Origin of the sequence: Cryobacterium sp. M15 (assembly GCF_002929675.1) — a bacterium.
In the GTDB taxonomy this organism is placed as follows: Bacteria; Actinomycetota; Actinomycetes; order Actinomycetales; family Microbacteriaceae; genus Cryobacterium; species Cryobacterium lyxosi.
Genome location: NZ_PJJW01000031.1, coordinates 1 through 17,522, shown reverse-complemented (window position 1 = coordinate 17,522; position 17,522 = coordinate 1). Strand labels below are relative to the sequence as shown.

The window sequence follows — 17,522 nt, the reverse complement described above, 5'->3', positions numbered from 1 at the left end:
GGTAGTGTATGCACATGAACGCCTCCGCCGATCAGCGCCGCAAGGTAGTCCCCGTACCTCTTTCGGAACTGCCGTGGCCACTTTTGCACGCTGTGGCGGAACTGGCCGACGCGCCCTTGACCCAGATAGCAAAAGGGCTGCGTGACGCCATACTTCCCTACCTGGGAAGCAGTGCGCTGATCATTTTCACCGAAGACTGCACCGGACGGCCGCAGAAGAAGGTGGGCGATGAAGACATCATCTCAAAGGTCTCTATCGTCGAACTTGGCGCGCTTCGCGCTGCCCTTCCCGATGAGGCTCCCTGGTTCGGAGAAGTTGAGCTCGCCGGGCGACACCGCCCCGTACTCGCCCTGAAACACGCCTCCAGCAATGCGCTCCTCGTCCTGACGGACCCTCAGCCGAACGATCCGCAGCATGCCGACGAGGTCGATTTGGTGATGTATCTGTGGCGCATTGCTGCCCGGCGGATTCGTGAGAAAGTGGCCGATGCGCCGCCGTCGTACCTGCTGGAATCCCGGGCGGCCTCGGCTGAACGTATTCGCGTGACGGCGGAACTCACGGATCTGCACTCCACAACCCTGGAGATCCTCCTGGCAGCGCTGCGCTCGGACGATACGTCAGCGCACTCGGCCGTCATTGATCTTACCGCCAAAGCTCTGGTGGAGCTCCGCACCCTCAGCGACCGCACGAATGACCTGGTCAAAGAACCCGTCGCCACAGCCTTCGAGCGCCTTCGGCAGGACCTTCGACCGCTCACACGCTTCGGCGGCCTTGAGGTCGAGTTCATCGAGCCACCGCTCAATGGAAGAGACTTGCCCGGTGAAGTTGCGCACGCGGCGCGGGCCATCGTTCGTGGACTCCTTCTGGTCATGATGGAACAACCCGACGTCAGCAGGGTCCGAACGCAGTGGGACTGCGATGGGGTGAACTTGCTCATCAACGTAAGAGACAACGGCCGCGGTACGCTCGCCGCGGATGCGCCAAGCATCCTTCGCCTGAACCGGCGGGTGCAGGCACTCAACGGAAACCTGCAGATCGACGTCATGCCGGGCTGGGGTGCAGACATCTTCGTGACGCTCCCTCTGGACCCCCCCGCCCGCCTCGCCAGGGATATCACTGCCTGGAACCTTGCGCCCCGCGAGCTTGAAGTTCTGCAGCACCTCGTTGCCGGAGAACGCAACCGCACCATCGCTTCGACATTGGCCATCAGTGAAAACACAGTTAAATTCCATGTGAGAAACCTATTCAGGAAGCTCGACGTCGCCTCCCGCACCGAAGCCATCGCCCTGGCGCACAGCACCGGACTCCGCTGAGGATGCACGGCAGCCCACCGAAATTAGGAGAGTGTCTGCTCCCAAGTCTCCCCAAAAGGAACCGTGTCGCTGAGTTCTAGAGTGTAACGGCCTGCATTGTGGCGGGTCACCAAAATACCGGCGCACCGTTGGGCCATTGCTGCCTGCCGAAGCCCGGCCTCTGCGTCGTTGAGAATTTCGTGAAGTCGACCAGGCTCGGTGATGAGGACTTCCAAACGCTCGATGGCGTGGCTGCGCATAACAGGAGCTTCTTTCCGGGGAATCCATCTGGGATGGCCTGTGGCGCCAGAGGTGAAGAATCCCGGAATGCGGGCCAGGAAATACTGGTACCGCACCCCGGGGGTGGCGTCCCGCAGCTGTGTGAGACGCCCCATTAATGGACGGGCTAGCGGATGGCGTCGCGAAGATTCTTCGCTGCCAGGGCGGGGTCGGCTGCGCCGTAGATGGCACCACCGGCGACGGCGACATCGGCGCCGGCGCGCTGGACCGCCTCGATCGTGGAGAGGTTCACACCGCCCGCCACGGAGAATGGGACGCGGGCTTCTTCTCCGGAGCGGAGCAGCCCGGTCAGGTCGTAACCGGGTTTGGCCTGCTCGTCCAGGCCTGCGTGCATTTCGACGAACTTCGCACCCAACGCGCGGACTTCCCTGGCGCGGGTGACCTTGTCTGCCACACCGATGAGGTCGACGACGATTCCCTTGTTGTGGGCCTTGGCTGCCTTGACGGCGCCGGCAATGGTCGAGTCGTCGGCGGCTCCGAGGATGGTGACCAGGTCAGCGCCGGCCTTGAAGGCGATATCGGCCTCAAGTTCTCCGGCGTCCATGGTCTTCATGTCAGCGAAGACGATCTTGTCCGGGTGCGCCGCCTTGACGGCAGTAACAGCGGAGAGACCAGCGGCCTTGATCAGGGGGGTACCCAGCTCAATGATGTCGACGTATTCGGCGACCTTGCCGGCGAGTTCGAGGGCATCTTCGACCGTGAGGAGGTCCATAGCTACTTGGAGTTTCATGATGTTGCTTCTTTCTGTAGGGGAACACGGTGAATGTGGAAAGTGGAGGCCTCGGTTATTTGAGGTTGGCGTGCCTGAGCCAGAGTTGTTCGGTCGGTTCATCGGTGCTGTGGACGGTCAGGCCCAGGTGCATCAGCCTCATGGCGGCCATTCGCAAGACAAGGCCGCTCCGCCCCGCTCCGGCGACGAACACCCGGCCTGTCTGGCCAAGGTGTGCCGCCAGGGTGGCGACCTCCTGTTCGTCAATTTTGGCCGTAGTGTCCGCGATCTCGTCCCTGACGAGGGACAGATTACGAGCAATGTCAACTGCGGTACTGTGCACGGTACGAATCGCAGGTGCTGTCGGATTCACGATTTGTACCCCTTCGATTCAGTCATCGGGTTCTAGTGGACGAACGGATGCTTTCCGCTTGATGATCATCCTCGCGAAGCAAACGGGCAGGGGTAATACTGTTTTCTGACGGTTCTCACTACCCTTTCGGATAGGGTGCCCGTTCTCCTCGGTGGACTGTCCGGATGAAGGCAGCTTCGGATTGTGGCAAGGCGTGTGAAACCGGCCCAACCGGGTTGAGGATTCTGCGCCCAGCAGCTAGCCGTCGGTTTTCGAGATCGCGGGGTGCTCGCAGCGCGACGTCGTTCGGGCGCGGCAGGAAGTCCAGCATCGGGGTCTCACCTCGGCGGTCGCGGTCAGCCACTCCGAGTTGGCGGAGTGGTTCCCTGACGAGCGTCGGAGTAGTTCGTGTCGAACCATTCGAGGAAGTTGATCACGCTCCCACCCGTATCATCCGGCAGATGGGATCATGATTGACCGAAGCGGTCAAGATTCATGACCGTGTGCCACGCGGATGCGAAGTCGCTTATGAACTTCTTTATAGCGTGCTGGCTCGCATAGACCTCCGACAGCGCACGCAGCTCGGAGTTGGCCGAAAATATCAGGTCAGTGCGACGAGCTCAAGAGGGTGTTCGCCTCGATGCCGGCCCACCAACACCAGATCGGCGTCGTCGAGGAAACACCCGGTCCAGGTCTGCCTGCGTCAACGTCACCGCGTACCGGCCAAAGGTCGCGACCTCGTCATCTGTCAGAAACTCCACCGACATTGGAACAGCCAATGGCGGTAGATGGACTCAACCCATCCGCTTAACGCCACTGACCGTTCCGTTGTTGCTCACGCCACGAAACCGGATCAGAAATCAAACCAGCGTGTTCATCATCTGCAGTCCCGAAGCCCGGAGGCCCTCACCTTTCACGAGCCCGTATTGTCACCAATGTCCTTGCCGAGTACGATTACCCCTTCGAAGAGGCGAAAAAGTTGACGCAGTCACCCTGATTCTTGAAGACGGGACTCGTGCTAGTTTCCCACCCGCCGTTTTTGCAGTTGTCCTTGCCCGAGAGCACAGTCTGAGTTCCGAACGTGTATTCAGTGCCAGCGAAGTTGATCGCGTTGAGGACGCCCTCGCCTTTGACTCCTGAACCGAGGGAGAAGCCGAACGCGGTGACGACAGCGTTTGGGAAGGCGGTCCGCCACTGGTCGAGGGTGCCGTGGTTGTCGCTGCCGAATCCGCCCATGTGGGACGGTGCTCCGTCCTTGACGAACAGGTCTGCGGAGTTACTCAACCACCAGTCGTCGCCATAGGCGGCAGGCTCTCCGATGAGGATCCCATCGGCAGTGCCGTCAGAGTCGAAGTCGACGATGAGCTGGGCACCGGGGATACCCCCGGCTGTGTTCGTGTACTCAAGGTTTGGTTCGCCGGCTGCGGCGAGCAGGGTGTTCGTGTCGACGTACTCAGCGACCTTGTCTGTGCTGGTGGTCGAGTCGGTATAAATGCGGAGACCGGTAGCGACCACTTCGTAGTGCCCTGTCGCCCTCGTGTCAGAAAGTGCGGAGTTGAAGCTGTCCGGTACGTAGAGGACGCTGCTGGCGGCGTTCGCGGGTACTGCAATGGCGAGACTGACGGCTGCGGCGACGATGCCGACCAGGCCGAGCGAGATTTTTCTCATGCGGGGATTCCGTTCTTCCACCACGGCGAACCATGAGCGCGGGAGTGCGTCACAGCTGTGAGGATTACGCACTTACTGTACAGGGGGACCGCTCACGAAACGGAATAAATAACACGGCGAGAATGGACGGCTCGAACTAGCCGCCTACACTCCCACTGGCCTCATTCACCTGGACGGTGATGATGGAACTAGGCCGTTGTACCCCGGCCACCCGACCGCTACTCCACAGTCACCCATGCCGCCAGCAGGAAGCCCGCCGGGTTGCGGGATCTCTCTGGTTGGTTACCGGGCACGCCCCGCCGATAGTTTCACCGCGGCTCGGGGCCTGCTGCCTTTCAGCCTGACCCGCCGTTCAAGTGTCAGTCGGAGGCGACCTCTGGCAGGTAAGTACGCGTCTGTCCGTCCACCGTGCCAGGATGCCCGCACGCGTCATTTCGCCGCCAGCGCTACTGCAATCCGCATCGGCTAGCCGGTCTTGGTGAAAGGCGCGCAATTCGAGGTCTTGATGAGGCCATCGGACGCTTGCACGGTGAGGACGGCGGGACCAGACGCCAAGTCGTTGTCGATGATGTCGTCGCCCGTGGAATTGAGGCGCGCCCAGTAACAGTTCGTTCCACCTTCAGACGTGTACTGGCCTGGTTGCACGTCAACTCCTACTCGGAAGGTGCCTTCTCCGGCAAAGGTGTTGGCGGCAGCGACGTCTTCGGCGACCTTGATCTCGCCCTCGCGGGTGTCCAAGGCGGATGATCGCGTGGTGAGCGCAGCCTCCGCCGATAGAAGATTCTCTTCGCGCCGTTCCGCGACGCCGACGGCCGAGCGCAATCCGCTGATCGTGTCATTCTGCTTGTTCCAGTCACTGCGGAGTGAGTCGTAGTTGTCGCTCTTCGACGACAACTCCGCTCGAACAGCAACCGTTTGATCGACCTGACTCGAGAGCAAGACCCCGAGTGTTGCGATCGCAACGGCAGCCACTGCACCGGTGGCGACCAGAGCGAGTAGCGGGGTGCGCTGGGCGCTTAGGGTGGGCATCCGCTTAAATAGGATGGCCCAGTAGGTGAGGAGGGCGGCGCCCTTTGATGCGCGGCGAAATGGCGGCGCGGAATTCGGCTTGATGTTGTCGTTCATTGTTTCCCCCAAAGTATCGATTCACGTTATCGTGTCGGCACGGGGGACAGGCCCAAAAAGACGTGGCCCCGTAACCCCCTATTCGGCCAGCAGGGTCCAGTTGCCGTCGGCGCTGACGACGATGGCGGACGGGCCGGAGCTCAGCGGCACGGTTCCTGAGTCGGCGCCGATCTCGTTTACGAGCAGCCCCATGGTGAAGGCCTCGCGGGTCTCTTCGATGAGAGAGAAGTTGCTTGAGCCGTCGTGTGTGGCCGTGATTTTTCTGGCGGAGCCGTCGTAGAGGAACACGCCGTCACCGGCACCGGATGCTGCGAGCCCGGGTGCCGCAGAAACTGGCGCGATGGTCACGCTCCAATTGCCGTCCGCGGTGATTTGCAGGGTTGTGCCATCGCCCATCGAGCTGAAGCCGTATTCGGTCGTGCCGGTGTAGACACCGATGGTGTCGACCTGCGGTTGCGGGCGTGCTGTGGAAGGCTCTCGGTTAGGAGGGCGTTGAGACCGCAATTTTAACGAGGTATGCATCTGTGCTCGCGGGTTGCGCACACCGGCCTGGCACCGGCCGAGGTCCCCGTGCCCACATTCTGCCCACAACTGCACAAAATCATCATGATTTTGATTGAGCCGAGCTGCCCGTCCGGCCGCGGGCCAGAGGTATGGCCGACGCCAGCCTTCCGGTCGGCAATCGCACCACGACCCGCGATTGCTTGGCCCGGCTGTAAGAGAGATTCGCTATCTGTTTAATGAATTGATCGCACCACGCCGATCTCGCGCAGCGTGAGATATTGAAACACCGGCGGCACGAGCGTGCGCATGTTGCGCTCATACAGATTGCGGGTGGTCTTGGAGATTCGGCCCTCCGCGTCGATGTCATCCAGCCAGTACGTCACCAATTCGGTGAACGGGTTGTCCGGGGTTAGGAAGCTGTTCGTGGGCTGCATCAGTTTCCTCTTAGAAAGTTTGCGTTTCAGCGCTCGTTCGGCGGCCCGGGCGGAGGTGCCGGTGGATTGCACCAGGCGCGACTAGTCGTCCCAATCTCAATAGTGGGTGCGGGCCTCGACCTGGCCCGACGGCTTGGTGCGGATGGTGATGTCGCCGAAGGTGCCGATCGTGATGCGTGGCCGCGACATCTCAGTTCACCGCCTGTCGGGCTGCCCAGACGGTTCGCGCTGCTGGGCCATCCAGGAACGCACGTCGGAGATTGCAAATTTCAGATGCTTGCCGAACCGGTCCGCAGCAGGGCCTTTGCCGTGCACGCGCCAGTCGTAGACGGTGGAGACCGGGATGCCGAGGTAGTTCGCCAGCTCGGCGACATCCATCAGGGGCTCCAACCCCTCGGGGGAGACGGTGGTTGAAGTTGCTTCGTGTGTGTTCATATTCCGTAGGTGCGACTGGCGCACCTAAGCAATCACAGGGGACCAAATGTGACGTGGTCGCCTCGCACTGCTGAGTCGCCAGAAGGCGTTCTCGGAGGAGTTTTAGATGGGTTTTAGATGGGGTGATCAATTGTTTAACCTAAAAAGTCCCGGAAACCCTCGAGTTTCCGGGACTTTTGGTGGGCCGTTTACGAAAGGCAGTAGGGCGCGGATCGGCGGTGAGCGCAGCACTCCATTTTCTCCGCAGCCCTCATTCCTTTCCTCCAGGAAGTTCAGCGCCTGACCGTGACTCGGATCGGACCCAGCGCGAGGCGCGAATTCATTCGCCGTTCAACGGTGTCGACGACCAATGCAGCTTGTTCGAGGTGGGATAGGGCAATCGCTTCGTCCGCGGATCAAAGTCAGCATCTAACGCGTCGATCACATTCGGGCGGACACCCCTGGCAACCATCGCGGCACGATCCGACCTGCCCAGTTTCTTAATCAACCTCTGCCGGACCGGCTCGATCGCCTCGAAAAGGAGATCATCCACAGCCTCCAAGAGTTCAAGGAAGCGGCTCACCATTGGTTGCGGGAACGTCTGAGAATAGGTTGCTGTCGTCACATCTCTCACTCGCAGGGTGCTCGCATCAAGGATGCCAACCGGGAAAGTCGTCGAGAGCTCAGACTGGGAATGCGCAATTGTGGTGTTCCTGAACGCGCCAACAAGCCGATGGAGGTCCTGGAATTCGGCAGGGATCACGATGTGCTTTGTCAGAGGCTTTCGCACCTTGGAATCGAAGAAGGTCCGACAGTAGGCAAGAGCGGCGAACCCGATCAGGTATGCCGCTGCATCTCGAAGTGGCGAGTCCTCGCCGCCCTCGCTGGCAAGCTCGAGGGCATGACGGGCCTCACTGAGGTCGACCCCATAGCTGGAAAGTTCCACGAACAACCGCGCGTCGGGGGAATCCGGGATCATCACGAACTCGAAGGCTGTCTCTCCACCATTGCTCACAAGACCATCATCGTGGATGCTGTGAGCCGACCTGGCGCAGAGAGCCACAAGGTCGCGTCTCTGCAGGCCCATTAATTATAAAGTGCTCCTACGCAAAGGCATCAAATCTTGTTTTTTAAGGTCGGCGCGCTTGCAGGCCGCCGGACTCGAGTCAGCGAGGTCTGGACCGAGGCACTGACCAACGTATGCGGCACCACCCCCAGGATTTCTACCTCCCGGCGCTCCTCGCCGACATTCGCACGGCTTGGGCACCGACGTAGCCCGACACGCCATTACGACGCGGTCACTCGCCCGCGGTTGCCTATCTCTCGCCGTTAGTGCGCTTTGTTCGTGGCGGTCCGAAAATCTCAATTGGCCTAACCGTTGGCGTATTCGTCCGAATCACGCACAAGAGGCCAGCTCCGCGAAGTGCGGAACTGGCCTCTGACATATTTCATCTGTCGGGCTGAAAGGATTCGAACCCGCCCCTTGCAGAATCGGGGCGATTCTGGACCTGACTGAATGTCTCGGGAACTCGCGGATTCCCTTGGTTTTACAGGGAACCGCGCAACGCACTATATCCCACTCTACGCGGACATTCTTGGTGGTCCATGGTTGATTCAGGTGGGTGAGAGATGGGCATCCGCGTGCAAGCACAGCAAGACGATGACGCTTTCAGTGACGCGTGGGCATCTGCTTCCGTCGCCCTCGCGTGAAAGCGGATCCTCGCCGACTGCGACACCGCGTTCGGTGTCAGTTTCGATCCCGAGGTGGAGGTTGCTTGATGAGATAGGTAGAAAACGCTCCTCAGGAGCCTCAGGATCGATTTCTTTTTGTTCCGATCGGACCGTTTCGCGAAACGCCGCGGGGCGCGAACTTTGCCGCAACCCGAAGCCAATTTTCTTCGACGCAAGACGGATTTTTCTCCGGTTCTCGCGATCAGTTGTTAGCGCGGCTCGTACGCCTTCGGTAGTCTCATCCCGCGGTCGGCCATGATATCCCGAACCCGATTCGGGTAGTCCGTGATGATGCCGTCGACACCCAGGTCCATGAGCTCCTTCACCGTGGCCGGATCATCGCTGGTCCACGGAATGATCTTGAGACCGCGGGCGTGTGCCTTTGACACCATCTGCTGATCCGGGTAGAACTGAAAGCCGGGGTCGGCGACCGTGCCATTCTGAGGGAACCCATAGTTGGGTGACACCGCAGTGAGGCCACCGGGAATTGCTGCGGCAGCCGTCGTGACGAGATCGCCGCCGTAGGTGTCGGCGTCGACTCCGCCGAGCCAGGGTGAGGCACCGGGCTCACCCACCTGCAGGAAGTCTCGGTTGGTCAGCGCCACCAGAGGCCACTCGGGCGCAAGGCTGTGCATCTCGTTGAGTGCCCCCCAGGCGAAGGACTGGATGGTGACTTGGTCCTCGATGCCCGAGGCGCGAATCTCCTCAAAGACCCGACGCACAAAGAGGTTCACTGGCGCAGTCTGCTCCGGGGCTCCGGCCTCAACCTTGGTCTCAATGTTCAAGGTGATCTGCTTGGCGTGGTAGCTCTTGACCAGGTTCAACACATCTTTCAACTCGACCATCCGGAAGCCTTCGATTTGCTCCTGCTCAGAGAAGCCGGGTAGCTGCTGGAAGCCGCAATCCATCGTCTTGATCTGAGCCAGGGTCAGGTCTTTGATGTACTTACCCACGTACGGGTACATCGGGTCGCCCTGCGTGGCCGGTTCTGTGTCACGACACTTTGACGGGCTGATCTGCCGGTCGTGATTGACGACTACCTTCTCGTCCCGGGTGATCTGGGTGTCCAGCTCCAGCGTGGTGACACCTAGGCGCATGGCCTTGCCGAACCCCTCCAGCGATTCTTCAGTGGTCATGCCTATGCCACCCCGGTGGGCCTGCAGATCAAAGTGGGTCTTCTGGGGCATCACGCCGGAATCGTCGGCTGCGGCTGCTGGCAGTGCGACAGGTGCCATTAGGGTAGGCATAAGGGCCAGCGTGGCCAGAACAAGATGTAAGGACATAGGATGCTCCGCTCAATTGGAATAGGCCGTAACGTCACAAACCATAGGTTTGCGACAGACTCATCGGGTGGCCGAAGAGTGCCCGTGCGGTGAACACTCAAGAAACGAATACCCGACGTTGACACCGGGTCTACCTTCACTAAATAGCCACCCCCGCACCACGAATACAGCCCGAGTCGGCAAACCACCTAGGATTTGAGACAATTTTGTTGTGGAGTTGGTTGCTCAGTGGACACGTTCACGTCGGCAAAGCCTTGTCTCAGATAATGACCTGCTCTGGTTGATCAGTTGTTGGTGGCGGAGCGTGCTTTCGGCGGCTGCGCGTTTGCCGACCTTGGGGTTGGCGAGGCCGCAGACGACGGGGAGTCCGCCTGGTGTCCCAATCCGGTAGAGGCGGAATCCCCAGCAGTAGCGGGAGAGGCGCGCGCAGTGGCCGTGGCTGGCGTGCCTCGGCCAGGTTGGAGCGCTTTACGGTCTTCTGGGATTTACCGCGGGGTTTCGGGGGCGAATCGATCAGTCGGGTGATCTCGTCCCAGGACGGGGTATCCGGGGCGAGTTCAATGATCACCGCGGAGAGCAGCCCGATTGTTTGGTGGAGCGCCCACGTGGAGAAAACCCGATCGGACTGAGCAGTTGGCGTGCTTCCAATCGATTAGGATCATTTCATTTCGGTATTCGCGGAGTCGGCTGCGGAGATCTACCAGCTGCCGCGGGTGTGCAGCGCAACTGATCTAAGCCATGCCTCAGTCCCGAGCGCTGCCGCGGATGATGAGTTCGCAAGGAAAGATAACTTGTTGAGCTGTCATCTGTGGTGAGTTGATGCGATCGAGCAGCATGTGTGCTCCGACACGAGCCATTTCTCGGCTTGGCTGACGCACGGTGGTGAGGTCGAAAGATTGCCATGATGCGATTTCAACGTCGTCATACCCGATGACCCAGAAGTCGTCAGGGGCGGTCAGCCCATTACTGCGCACCGCATCGAGGGCTCCGAAGGCCATGAAGTCGTTGGCACAGAAAACGGCTTGCGGCGGATTGGCCTGATTGATGAACTCATTCATAACCCGAAAGCTTTGCTCGTGCGAGAAGCCGCCCTGACGAAGAAGGTCGTCCGGAACCGGATAACCGTGCTCCGTCATCCGGTTCATGAATCCCCGGCCGCGATCGCGCGAGGTGCTCGCGCTTTCGCTGCCTCCGATGAAGCCAACCCGAGTCTTTCCGTGCTGGATAAGGTAGTCCGCAACGACGGCCCCGCCGGAGAGATTGTCACTCGTCACCTGATCACATTGCAGACCGTCGATGCGGCGGTTGATCAAGACAATCGGGCTGCCCTTCTTCAACGCGGCCTGCAGCTCCGCAGAGTCCTCGGTCGCTGTCGTGAAGATGACGCCGTCCACGGCTCGTTCTCGGATGGCACGCAGGGCATCATGGTGACTGCCGCCGCCCGCGTTCCAAATGACGACTCTGTAACCTGCAGCGTCGAGTTCACGGGTTAACTCATCGAGCACTTCCGGGTAGAAAGGATTTGTGATGTCGGCAACGACGACGCCGATTGTGTTCGTACGCTGGGTTTTCATCGCCTGCGCCCCGGCGTGTGGCACATACTCCAGGGTTTCCATCGCCGCCAGAACCCGGGCCTTTGTCTCAGCGCTGATTCTCGAGGAGGACGACATGGCACGCGAGACTGTCGCTTGGGACACGCCGGCCAATTGTGCGACGTCTCGGCTGGTTATCACGTCGTCCTCCTCGAGGAGATTACAGAATTACTTGTTAGCGATTGGATCATATTCGGCGGAGAGGCCACGGCGCAGTCGCACCCGTGGGGCCGTCTCGGGGGACCAAAAAGCGCCGGCCAGGGTGATGAGTGAGGTCAGCACCATGTAGACCGCCACGAGCCAGTACCGGTCAAACTCCGGCCCGATCAACAGCGTAGCGACCAACGGCGCGAACCCGCCGGCGAAAACCGCCGCAACCTGCGGGCCAACCGAGGCTCCAGAATAGCGCAGCTTCGGTTCGAAAAGCTCTGTGAAATAGGCGGGTTCGACGGAGTAGCACAGGTCACGACCGATGTTGCAGGTGAGGATCAGCACGAGCAGCACCATAAAAAAATCGCCGGTCTGGACGGCCCAGAAGAACGGGAAAGCCATTACTAACATGGTGACTGCGCCAGCCATGACGGTGTACCGGCGACCCCACCGGTCGGAAACCCAGCCCCAGAATGGGATGGAGAAGACGCCGAGGCCGGCCATGATCATCGTGGCGAGGAGAATGCTGTTCTTCTCTAGCAAGATCGCGGGGCCATAAGCCAGCAGGAATGTCGTGTAGATGTAGTAGTTTGCGTTCTCGGCGAACCGCATCATAACGACCTTGAGAATAATGAGTGGTCGCGTTTTGATGACCTTCACTACCGGGAGTTTCTCGATCTCGCCCTTGCGCTTGATCTCCTCGAAAACGGGGGATTCGGCCACCTTGCTGCGGATGTAGAACGAGATCGCCACGAGCACGATGGAGATTAGAAAGGGTATTCTCCAGCCCCAGGCGATGAAGGCCTCAGGGGTGATGAGGCCTCCCATGATGAAGAATGCACCGTTGGCCAGCAGTGTGCCGACAGGAACGCCAATCTGGGGCCAGGAGCCGAAGAAGCCACGCTTCTTAGCGGGGGCGAATTCGGTAGCCATGAGAGCGGCACCGCCCCATTCGCCGCCAACTCCGATGCCCTGGACGATCCGCAGCAGCACCAACAGGATCGGCGCTGCAATGCCGATGGTGTTGTAGGTCGGAAGGATGCCGATGAGAAATGTGCCGGTGCCCATGAGGCCGAGAGTGATCATGAGCATCTTTTTGCGGCCCAGCCGGTCGCCAAAGTGGGCGAAGATGATTCCGCCGATCGGGCGTGCGGCGAAGCCGATGGCGTAGGTGCTGAAAGACAACAGGATGCCCACAAACGGGCTGGCGTTGGGAAAAAACTGCACGTTCAGGATGATGGCGGCAGCGACGCCGTACACGTAGAAGTCGTACCACTCAATGCAGGTACCAAGGGTTGAGGAGACCAGCGCCCTGCGACGCATTTTCGGATCAACCATGGGTGGAGTTGTGGGGGGTGCAGCTGTTGTGGCGGGGGCGCTCATACCGAGACTCCTTTGTCTGTGACCGTGTCGGCCTCCGGGTACGACCATATCGGCGGCATCCGTAGACAGGAGTGTATACGTATTCACGCGATAGATGCAATGTCTTGATCAATGCGGTGTATACGTATACACTCGTCAACAAGTCGGGCTCGGTTGGGCCTTGGACCGGGCGCCTCAAGTGTCGCCCATCAACGTAGATGGAAGGTTTTCCCATGACCGTCGAAACGGCAACCACGTCATTCGTCGCTTCACAACTGCTGAAGGCACCGGCAGATACAAGCGCGAATCGCGGCAGTACTCCCGACGTGCGTGCCACGGTGGAGAACGTCATCAACGACGTTCGTACCCGGGGTGACGAGGCTGTGCGGGAGTACTCGAAGAAATTCGACAACTACGCGCCGGAATCATTCCTTCTCACGGCGGAGCAGCTTTCCGAGATTATGGGCCGCGTGCCCCAACAGGTCATTGATGACATCACCTTTGTTCAGCAGCAGGTGCGCTTCATGGCACAGAAGCAACTCGAGTCGCTGACGGACTTTGAAATCGAGACCATGCCCGGCGTGCTCCTGGGTCAGAAGAACGTGCCGATCCAGGCGGTCGGTGCCTACATTCCCGGTGGTAAGTATCCGCTGCTGGCCAGCGCTCATATGACCATCATTACCGCCAAGGTCGCCGGAGTCGCTCGCGTGGCCGCCTGCACGCCGCTGATAAAGGGTGAGATTCCAGATGCGACCGTAGTCGCCATGCACCTCGCCGGCGCCGATGAAATCTACCTCCTTGGCGGCATCCAGGCCATTGCGGCTATGGCCGTGGGCACGGAGAGCATCAAGCCGGTCAACATGCTCGCCGGCCCGGGCAATGCGTTCGTCGCCGAAGCCAAGCGCCAGCTCTTTGGCGAAGTGGGCATCGACCTTTTTGCCGGGCCCACGGAGGTGCTCATCGTCGCTGACGAGCACGCCGATGCATTCATCGTTGCCGTGGACCTCCTTTCCCAGGCAGAACACGGTCCGGATTCTCCGGCCGTACTGATCACCACCAGCGAGAAACTTGCACGGGAGGTCATCGAACACATCGACACCCTGCTGGTCGACATGCCTACCCGGGACTACGCGGCTGCGGCGTGGCAGGATTGGGGCGCCGTTCATGTCGTCAAAAATCTTGATGATGCCTACGCCCTCGCCGACGAATACGCGTACGAGCACGTGCAGATTCTCACAGAGAATCCTCGAGAGGCTCTCGAGAAGATGAATTTCTACGGTGCACTGTTCCTAGGCGAGGGAACCTGTGTCTCCTACGGTGACAAGGTGATCGGAACCAACCATGTTCTGCCGACCCGCGGGGCCGCCCGCTACACCGGCGGACTCTGGGTGGGAAAGTTCTTGCGTACCGTGACGTACCAGGAAGTCACGAACACCGAATCCAGCGCTTTTTTCGGTGAACTGTGTGGACGGGCAGCACGCGTGGAACGCTTTGAAGGCCACGCCCGCTCGGGAGATGTTCGTGCGGCGAAGTACCGCGGCACGACGCTCCCGTGGTCGACCCACACCTTCGAGAAATAGCACGCACCCGATGGTCGACTTTCGTCTGGACGGGCACCGTGTGCTCGTGACCGGCACCGGGCGCGGGCTCGGCAAGGCCATCGCCGATGGCCTTGCCGAGCAAGGTGCAACCGTCTACGGAACGAGTCGTGACGCTGCGACCAGTCAGCAGATAGCGGACAGGTATGGCACACCGGCGCTGTCCGTCGAGATGACCGACCCTGACTCGATTTCTGAGTTTGTCGCCGCATTGCAGTTGCATAGCGGTGGCATTGACATGCTGGTCAATAACGCCGGCGTAAATATCCCCAGACCCGCCATCGAGGTAACAAATCAGGATTGGGATACCGTCTTCGATACGAATCTCAAAGGCAGCTTCTTCCTGTCGACGGCGCTGGCCAGAAGCTGGCTGAGCAACGGCACGGCGGGATCCATCGTCAACATTGCCTCCCAAACCGGCATCGTTGCGATTGAAGAACGTGCTGCATACGGAACGAGCAAGGCCGGACTCATTCACCTGACCAAAATTCTGGCTCTTGAATGGGCGGGAAACGGGATTCGAGTCAATGCAGTTGCACCCACATTCGTGCGCACGGAAATGACCGAATCCACCCTGAGCCGGCCAGACTGGGCGGCCGAGCTTCTCGGCCGGATCCCGATCGGCAGATTCGGAGAGCCCGAGGACGTCGCTGGAGCCGTCGCATTCTTGCTCAGCGACGCCGCATCGCTTATCACCGGTCACACCATCGCGATCGACGGTGGCTACACCATCCGCTAGACACGATCCAGGCAGCCTCGGTCCACAGCCCGGGGCCGCTTCCTCGGAAGGGTTACACATGACTGTCACAGCTAACATTTCAACGACGGCCGTCGTCGGCTCGGGCTATATGGGAGGCGGCATCGCTCAGGTGCTGGCCCTCGGGGGGCACCCGGTCAGACTGGCTGACATTGATAGGGAGACCGCAGAACGGGCGCGGATCCGTCTTATCAGGCAGGCCGAGGATTTTGAGGCCCGTGGACTGATGCCCGTGGGAGCCGCAGACACCATCGGGAAGAACCTCTCCGCGGCAGACTCCATCGAAGACGCCGTGGTCGGCGCGGACTACATCGCCGAGGCAGCGCCCGAGACTCTCAGAGTCAAACTGGACATCCTGCAGCGGATCTCGCAGAGTGCGAGAATAGACGCCATTATCGGCACCAACACCTCGGCGATTCCCATCGGTGAACTGGCCGCGGCCGTCGTTAACCCGGAGCGATTCCTGGGCGTGCACTGGATGAACCCGGCACCCTTCATTCCTGGCGTCGAGCTGATACCCGGGCCTAACACCGCCCCGGAGGCCATTGACGTCGCCGAAGCGCTCATCGTCAAGTCGGGCAAGATACCCGCGCGGGTGGCAGACACGCCGGGATTCGTCGCCAACAGGCTTCAATTTGCGCTCTATAAGGAGGCGATGCGCATCGTCGAAGAGGGCACCGCGACACCCGCACAGATTGACGCTGTCGTCAGCAACTCCTTCGGGTTTAGGCTGGCCCTCTTCGGCCCGTTCGCCATCGGTGACATGGCGGGCCTTGACGTGTATGAAGCGGCTTATAGAACCCTCGAGACGGCCTACGGAGATCGCTTTTCTCCTCCGGAATCGCTGACCAGAATAATCAAGAATGGCGATCTCGGCCTCAAATCTGGTCGCGGAATTCTGGACATCGATGCCGCCGAAACGGAGGCATTACTGGCATATCGCGACCATGCTTACGCCCGCCTGTCCCAGCTGCGCGTCGAGCTTGGAAAGGCCCCCGGACTCTAAATTCACTTGAGGGGTGAGTCGTAATGGCTAGCAGCCATGACCCCGAGACGATTCAGCATTCGATCCCCGAAGCGACGCCCTTTCGGCCAGTTCGAGATCTGACAAAACATTTGAATGAACTTCGTAGTAAAGCCGGAGCGCGAACTTTTGGGGCATGTTGTAGCGTCTGCAATCAGAGACGAGATCTTGACCGGTGGGGTTGGCCTTGCCCCCATTGAGTGGACATCTCAGAAGAGAGAATGTTCACTCAACGGGTGCAAGGCCGGTACGCCGGCAATGTGGTTGCGCGGCGGCAGATTGCGTGCCGCAATAACCTGGAGGTTGTGGTGCTTGATGACGATGCTGACGGGCAGGTTGACGTGGAGCCCCTACAAAGAGAAATCGAGCGTGGAAATGTTGGCATGGTCGCGCTTACACATGTGCCAATGGCCAACGGCTTGGTGGATCCGGCGGTGGAGGTAGGCAGACGTTGCCGTGCTGACACGGTGATGTTTGTGCTCGATGCATGCCAGTCGGTGGGCCAGATGCCGTTGGATGTGCACTTATTGGGCTGCGACGTGCTGGTGGGAACAGGGCGAAAGTTTTTGCGCGGACCGCGCGGTACGGCGTTTGTTTATGTGCGCAGCGCGGTCTTAGGAGAGCTGGAGCCCGTCATGCTAGACGGGCATTCCGCAGTCCCCACTGGCCTCGGACGGGCCGCCGATCACGCCGTGTCCTTGGGCCTGGAGGCTGTACAAGAGCGTATCGTCGGTCTCGCGGATCAGCTGCGGTTTGGTCTGGCGGCGGTGCCCTCGGTCACTGTCCACGACCGCGGGATCATCAGGTGCGGCATCGTAACCTTTTCGGTGAAAGGAAACGACGCCACGAATATCAAGGCCAACTTGGCAGATCACCGGATCAATGTCTCGGTAGCACCCTTATTCTCCGCTCAGGTCGACCGCGTCCCCACAGGGGACACGATTAAGGGGGATATGGTGGTGCGGGCCTCGGTGCACTACTACAACACGGAGGCTGAGATCCAGCGACTTGTTGGCTTTCTTCGGTGATCGTTCTGACATGTTGGCCGGGGCCAGTCCCCGGGCCGGTTTAGATCGCTGCGGCCAGGGTCAGGGCGAAACGATTTTGCGGATCCGTCCACTGCCCGGCCACGGAGAACCCCGCCGCTTCCATCTCTTCGACCACGCCGTCAAGGCGGAATTTGGCCGAAATTTCCGTTCGAAGTTCTTCCCCCTCGTGGAATTGGAT

The 17,522-nt window shown here is 60.2% G+C and carries 18 protein-coding genes; 5 read left to right on the top strand and 13 right to left on the bottom strand.

Going from position 1 to position 17,522, the window contains the following annotated elements:
• Positions 1-14: 14 nt before the first annotated feature.
• The gene (locus CXY83_RS03795; protein WP_104196075.1) at positions 15-1,313 is read left to right on the top strand and encodes a LuxR C-terminal-related transcriptional regulator; all 1,299 of its coding nucleotides are present in this window, start codon (positions 15-17) and stop codon (positions 1,311-1,313) included.
• A gap of 23 nt (positions 1,314-1,336) precedes the next feature.
• On the opposite strand, the gene CXY83_RS18030 is transcribed toward CXY83_RS03795, so the two are convergent.
• The 12 genes from CXY83_RS18030 to CXY83_RS03735 form a co-directional block, all read right to left on the bottom strand.
• The gene (locus CXY83_RS18030) at positions 1,337-1,552 is read right to left on the bottom strand and encodes a hypothetical protein (protein ID WP_104196141.1); all 216 of its coding nucleotides are present in this window, start codon (positions 1,550-1,552) and stop codon (positions 1,337-1,339) included.
• Positions 1,553-1,698: 146 nt separating this feature from the next.
• A complete protein-coding gene (gene hxlA, locus CXY83_RS03785; RefSeq protein ID WP_104196074.1) occupies positions 1,699-2,322 on the bottom strand; it encodes a 3-hexulose-6-phosphate synthase in 624 nt (207 codons plus the stop codon).
• A 55-nt stretch (positions 2,323-2,377) separates the two neighbouring features.
• Entirely contained in the window at positions 2,378-2,674 is a 297-nt protein-coding gene (locus CXY83_RS03780) for a hypothetical protein (protein WP_233200560.1), read from the bottom strand.
• 933 nt (positions 2,675-3,607) lie between these two features.
• Positions 3,608-4,321 carry a hypothetical protein gene (locus CXY83_RS03775; RefSeq protein ID WP_104196073.1) on the bottom strand — a complete coding sequence of 238 codons (714 nt, stop codon included), beginning with the start codon at positions 4,319-4,321 and terminating at the stop codon, positions 3,608-3,610.
• Between the two features lie 465 nt (positions 4,322-4,786).
• Complete coding sequence (locus CXY83_RS03770) at positions 4,787-5,446, bottom strand: hypothetical protein (RefSeq protein WP_104196072.1); 660 nt, start codon at positions 5,444-5,446, stop codon at positions 4,787-4,789.
• Between the two features lie 78 nt (positions 5,447-5,524).
• On the bottom strand, positions 5,525-5,950 hold the full coding sequence (locus CXY83_RS03765) for a hypothetical protein (protein WP_146069842.1): 426 nt from the start codon (positions 5,948-5,950) through the stop codon (positions 5,525-5,527).
• A gap of 233 nt (positions 5,951-6,183) precedes the next feature.
• A complete protein-coding gene (locus CXY83_RS03760; RefSeq protein WP_146069841.1) occupies positions 6,184-6,456 on the bottom strand; it encodes a hypothetical protein in 273 nt (90 codons plus the stop codon).
• 123 nt (positions 6,457-6,579) lie between these two features.
• Positions 6,580-6,819, bottom strand: a complete 240-nt coding sequence (locus CXY83_RS03755) for a helix-turn-helix domain-containing protein (RefSeq protein ID WP_233200559.1) — start codon at positions 6,817-6,819, stop codon at positions 6,580-6,582.
• 319 nt (positions 6,820-7,138) lie between these two features.
• On the bottom strand, positions 7,139-7,885 hold the full coding sequence (locus tag CXY83_RS03750; protein WP_104196068.1) for a hypothetical protein: 747 nt from the start codon (positions 7,883-7,885) through the stop codon (positions 7,139-7,141).
• Between the two features lie 853 nt (positions 7,886-8,738).
• Positions 8,739-9,764: a glycerophosphodiester phosphodiesterase family protein gene (locus CXY83_RS03745; RefSeq protein WP_233200558.1), complete on the bottom strand. Its 1,026-nt coding sequence runs from the start codon at positions 9,762-9,764 to the stop codon at positions 8,739-8,741.
• Positions 9,765-10,555: 791 nt separating this feature from the next.
• Complete coding sequence (locus CXY83_RS03740) at positions 10,556-11,545, bottom strand: LacI family DNA-binding transcriptional regulator (protein WP_104196066.1); 990 nt, start codon at positions 11,543-11,545, stop codon at positions 10,556-10,558.
• A gap of 27 nt (positions 11,546-11,572) precedes the next feature.
• Positions 11,573-12,892 carry an MFS transporter gene (locus CXY83_RS03735; protein WP_199184873.1) on the bottom strand — a complete coding sequence of 440 codons (1,320 nt, stop codon included), beginning with the start codon at positions 12,890-12,892 and terminating at the stop codon, positions 11,573-11,575.
• 257 nt (positions 12,893-13,149) lie between these two features.
• Here CXY83_RS03735 and hisD point away from each other — a divergent pair, with 257 nt between their 5' ends.
• The 4 genes from hisD to CXY83_RS03715 all read left to right on the top strand — a co-directional run bounded on the left by hisD (position 13,150) and on the right by CXY83_RS03715 (position 17,323).
• On the top strand, positions 13,150-14,496 hold the full coding sequence (gene hisD, locus CXY83_RS03730; RefSeq protein ID WP_104196064.1) for a histidinol dehydrogenase: 1,347 nt from the start codon (positions 13,150-13,152) through the stop codon (positions 14,494-14,496).
• Between the two features lie 10 nt (positions 14,497-14,506).
• Positions 14,507-15,253: an SDR family NAD(P)-dependent oxidoreductase gene (locus tag CXY83_RS03725; RefSeq protein ID WP_104196063.1), complete on the top strand. Its 747-nt coding sequence runs from the start codon at positions 14,507-14,509 to the stop codon at positions 15,251-15,253.
• 58 nt (positions 15,254-15,311) lie between these two features.
• On the top strand, positions 15,312-16,277 hold the full coding sequence (locus CXY83_RS03720) for a 3-hydroxyacyl-CoA dehydrogenase family protein (RefSeq protein ID WP_104196062.1): 966 nt from the start codon (positions 15,312-15,314) through the stop codon (positions 16,275-16,277).
• A 239-nt stretch (positions 16,278-16,516) separates the two neighbouring features.
• Complete coding sequence (locus CXY83_RS03715; RefSeq protein WP_104196061.1) at positions 16,517-17,323, top strand: aminotransferase class V-fold PLP-dependent enzyme; 807 nt, start codon at positions 16,517-16,519, stop codon at positions 17,321-17,323.
• A 40-nt stretch (positions 17,324-17,363) separates the two neighbouring features.
• Here the strand turns inward: CXY83_RS03715 and CXY83_RS03710 are convergent, their stop codons facing one another.
• On the bottom strand, positions 17,364-17,522 hold the full coding sequence (locus tag CXY83_RS03710; RefSeq protein ID WP_255408723.1) for an L-histidine N(alpha)-methyltransferase: 159 nt from the start codon (positions 17,520-17,522) through the stop codon (positions 17,364-17,366).

Coding starts and splice junctions, on each gene's coding strand:
- CXY83_RS03755 (WP_233200559.1), bottom strand. CDS start 6,819: ATGAACACACACGAAGCAACTTCAACCACCGTCTCCCCCGAGGGGTTG.
- CXY83_RS18030 (WP_104196141.1), bottom strand. CDS start 1,552: ATGCGCAGCCACGCCATCGAGCGTTTGGAAGTCCTCATCACCGAGCCT.
- CXY83_RS03745 (WP_233200558.1), bottom strand. CDS start 9,764: ATGGCACCTGTCGCACTGCCAGCAGCCGCAGCCGACGATTCCGGCGTG.
- CXY83_RS03715 (WP_104196061.1), top strand. CDS start 16,517: ATGTTCACTCAACGGGTGCAAGGCCGGTACGCCGGCAATGTGGTTGCG.
- CXY83_RS03795 (WP_104196075.1), top strand. CDS start 15: ATGAACGCCTCCGCCGATCAGCGCCGCAAGGTAGTCCCCGTACCTCTT.
- CXY83_RS03735 (WP_199184873.1), bottom strand. CDS start 12,892: ATGGTTGATCCGAAAATGCGTCGCAGGGCGCTGGTCTCCTCAACCCTT.
- CXY83_RS03770 (WP_104196072.1), bottom strand. CDS start 5,446: ATGAACGACAACATCAAGCCGAATTCCGCGCCGCCATTTCGCCGCGCA.
- hxlA (WP_104196074.1), bottom strand. CDS start 2,322: ATGAAACTCCAAGTAGCTATGGACCTCCTCACGGTCGAAGATGCCCTC.
- CXY83_RS03775 (WP_104196073.1), bottom strand. CDS start 4,321: ATGAGAAAAATCTCGCTCGGCCTGGTCGGCATCGTCGCCGCAGCCGTC.
- hisD (WP_104196064.1), top strand. CDS start 13,150: ATGACCGTCGAAACGGCAACCACGTCATTCGTCGCTTCACAACTGCTG.
- CXY83_RS03720 (WP_104196062.1), top strand. CDS start 15,312: ATGACTGTCACAGCTAACATTTCAACGACGGCCGTCGTCGGCTCGGGC.
- CXY83_RS03725 (WP_104196063.1), top strand. CDS start 14,507: ATGGTCGACTTTCGTCTGGACGGGCACCGTGTGCTCGTGACCGGCACC.
- CXY83_RS03750 (WP_104196068.1), bottom strand. CDS start 7,885: ATGGGCCTGCAGAGACGCGACCTTGTGGCTCTCTGCGCCAGGTCGGCT.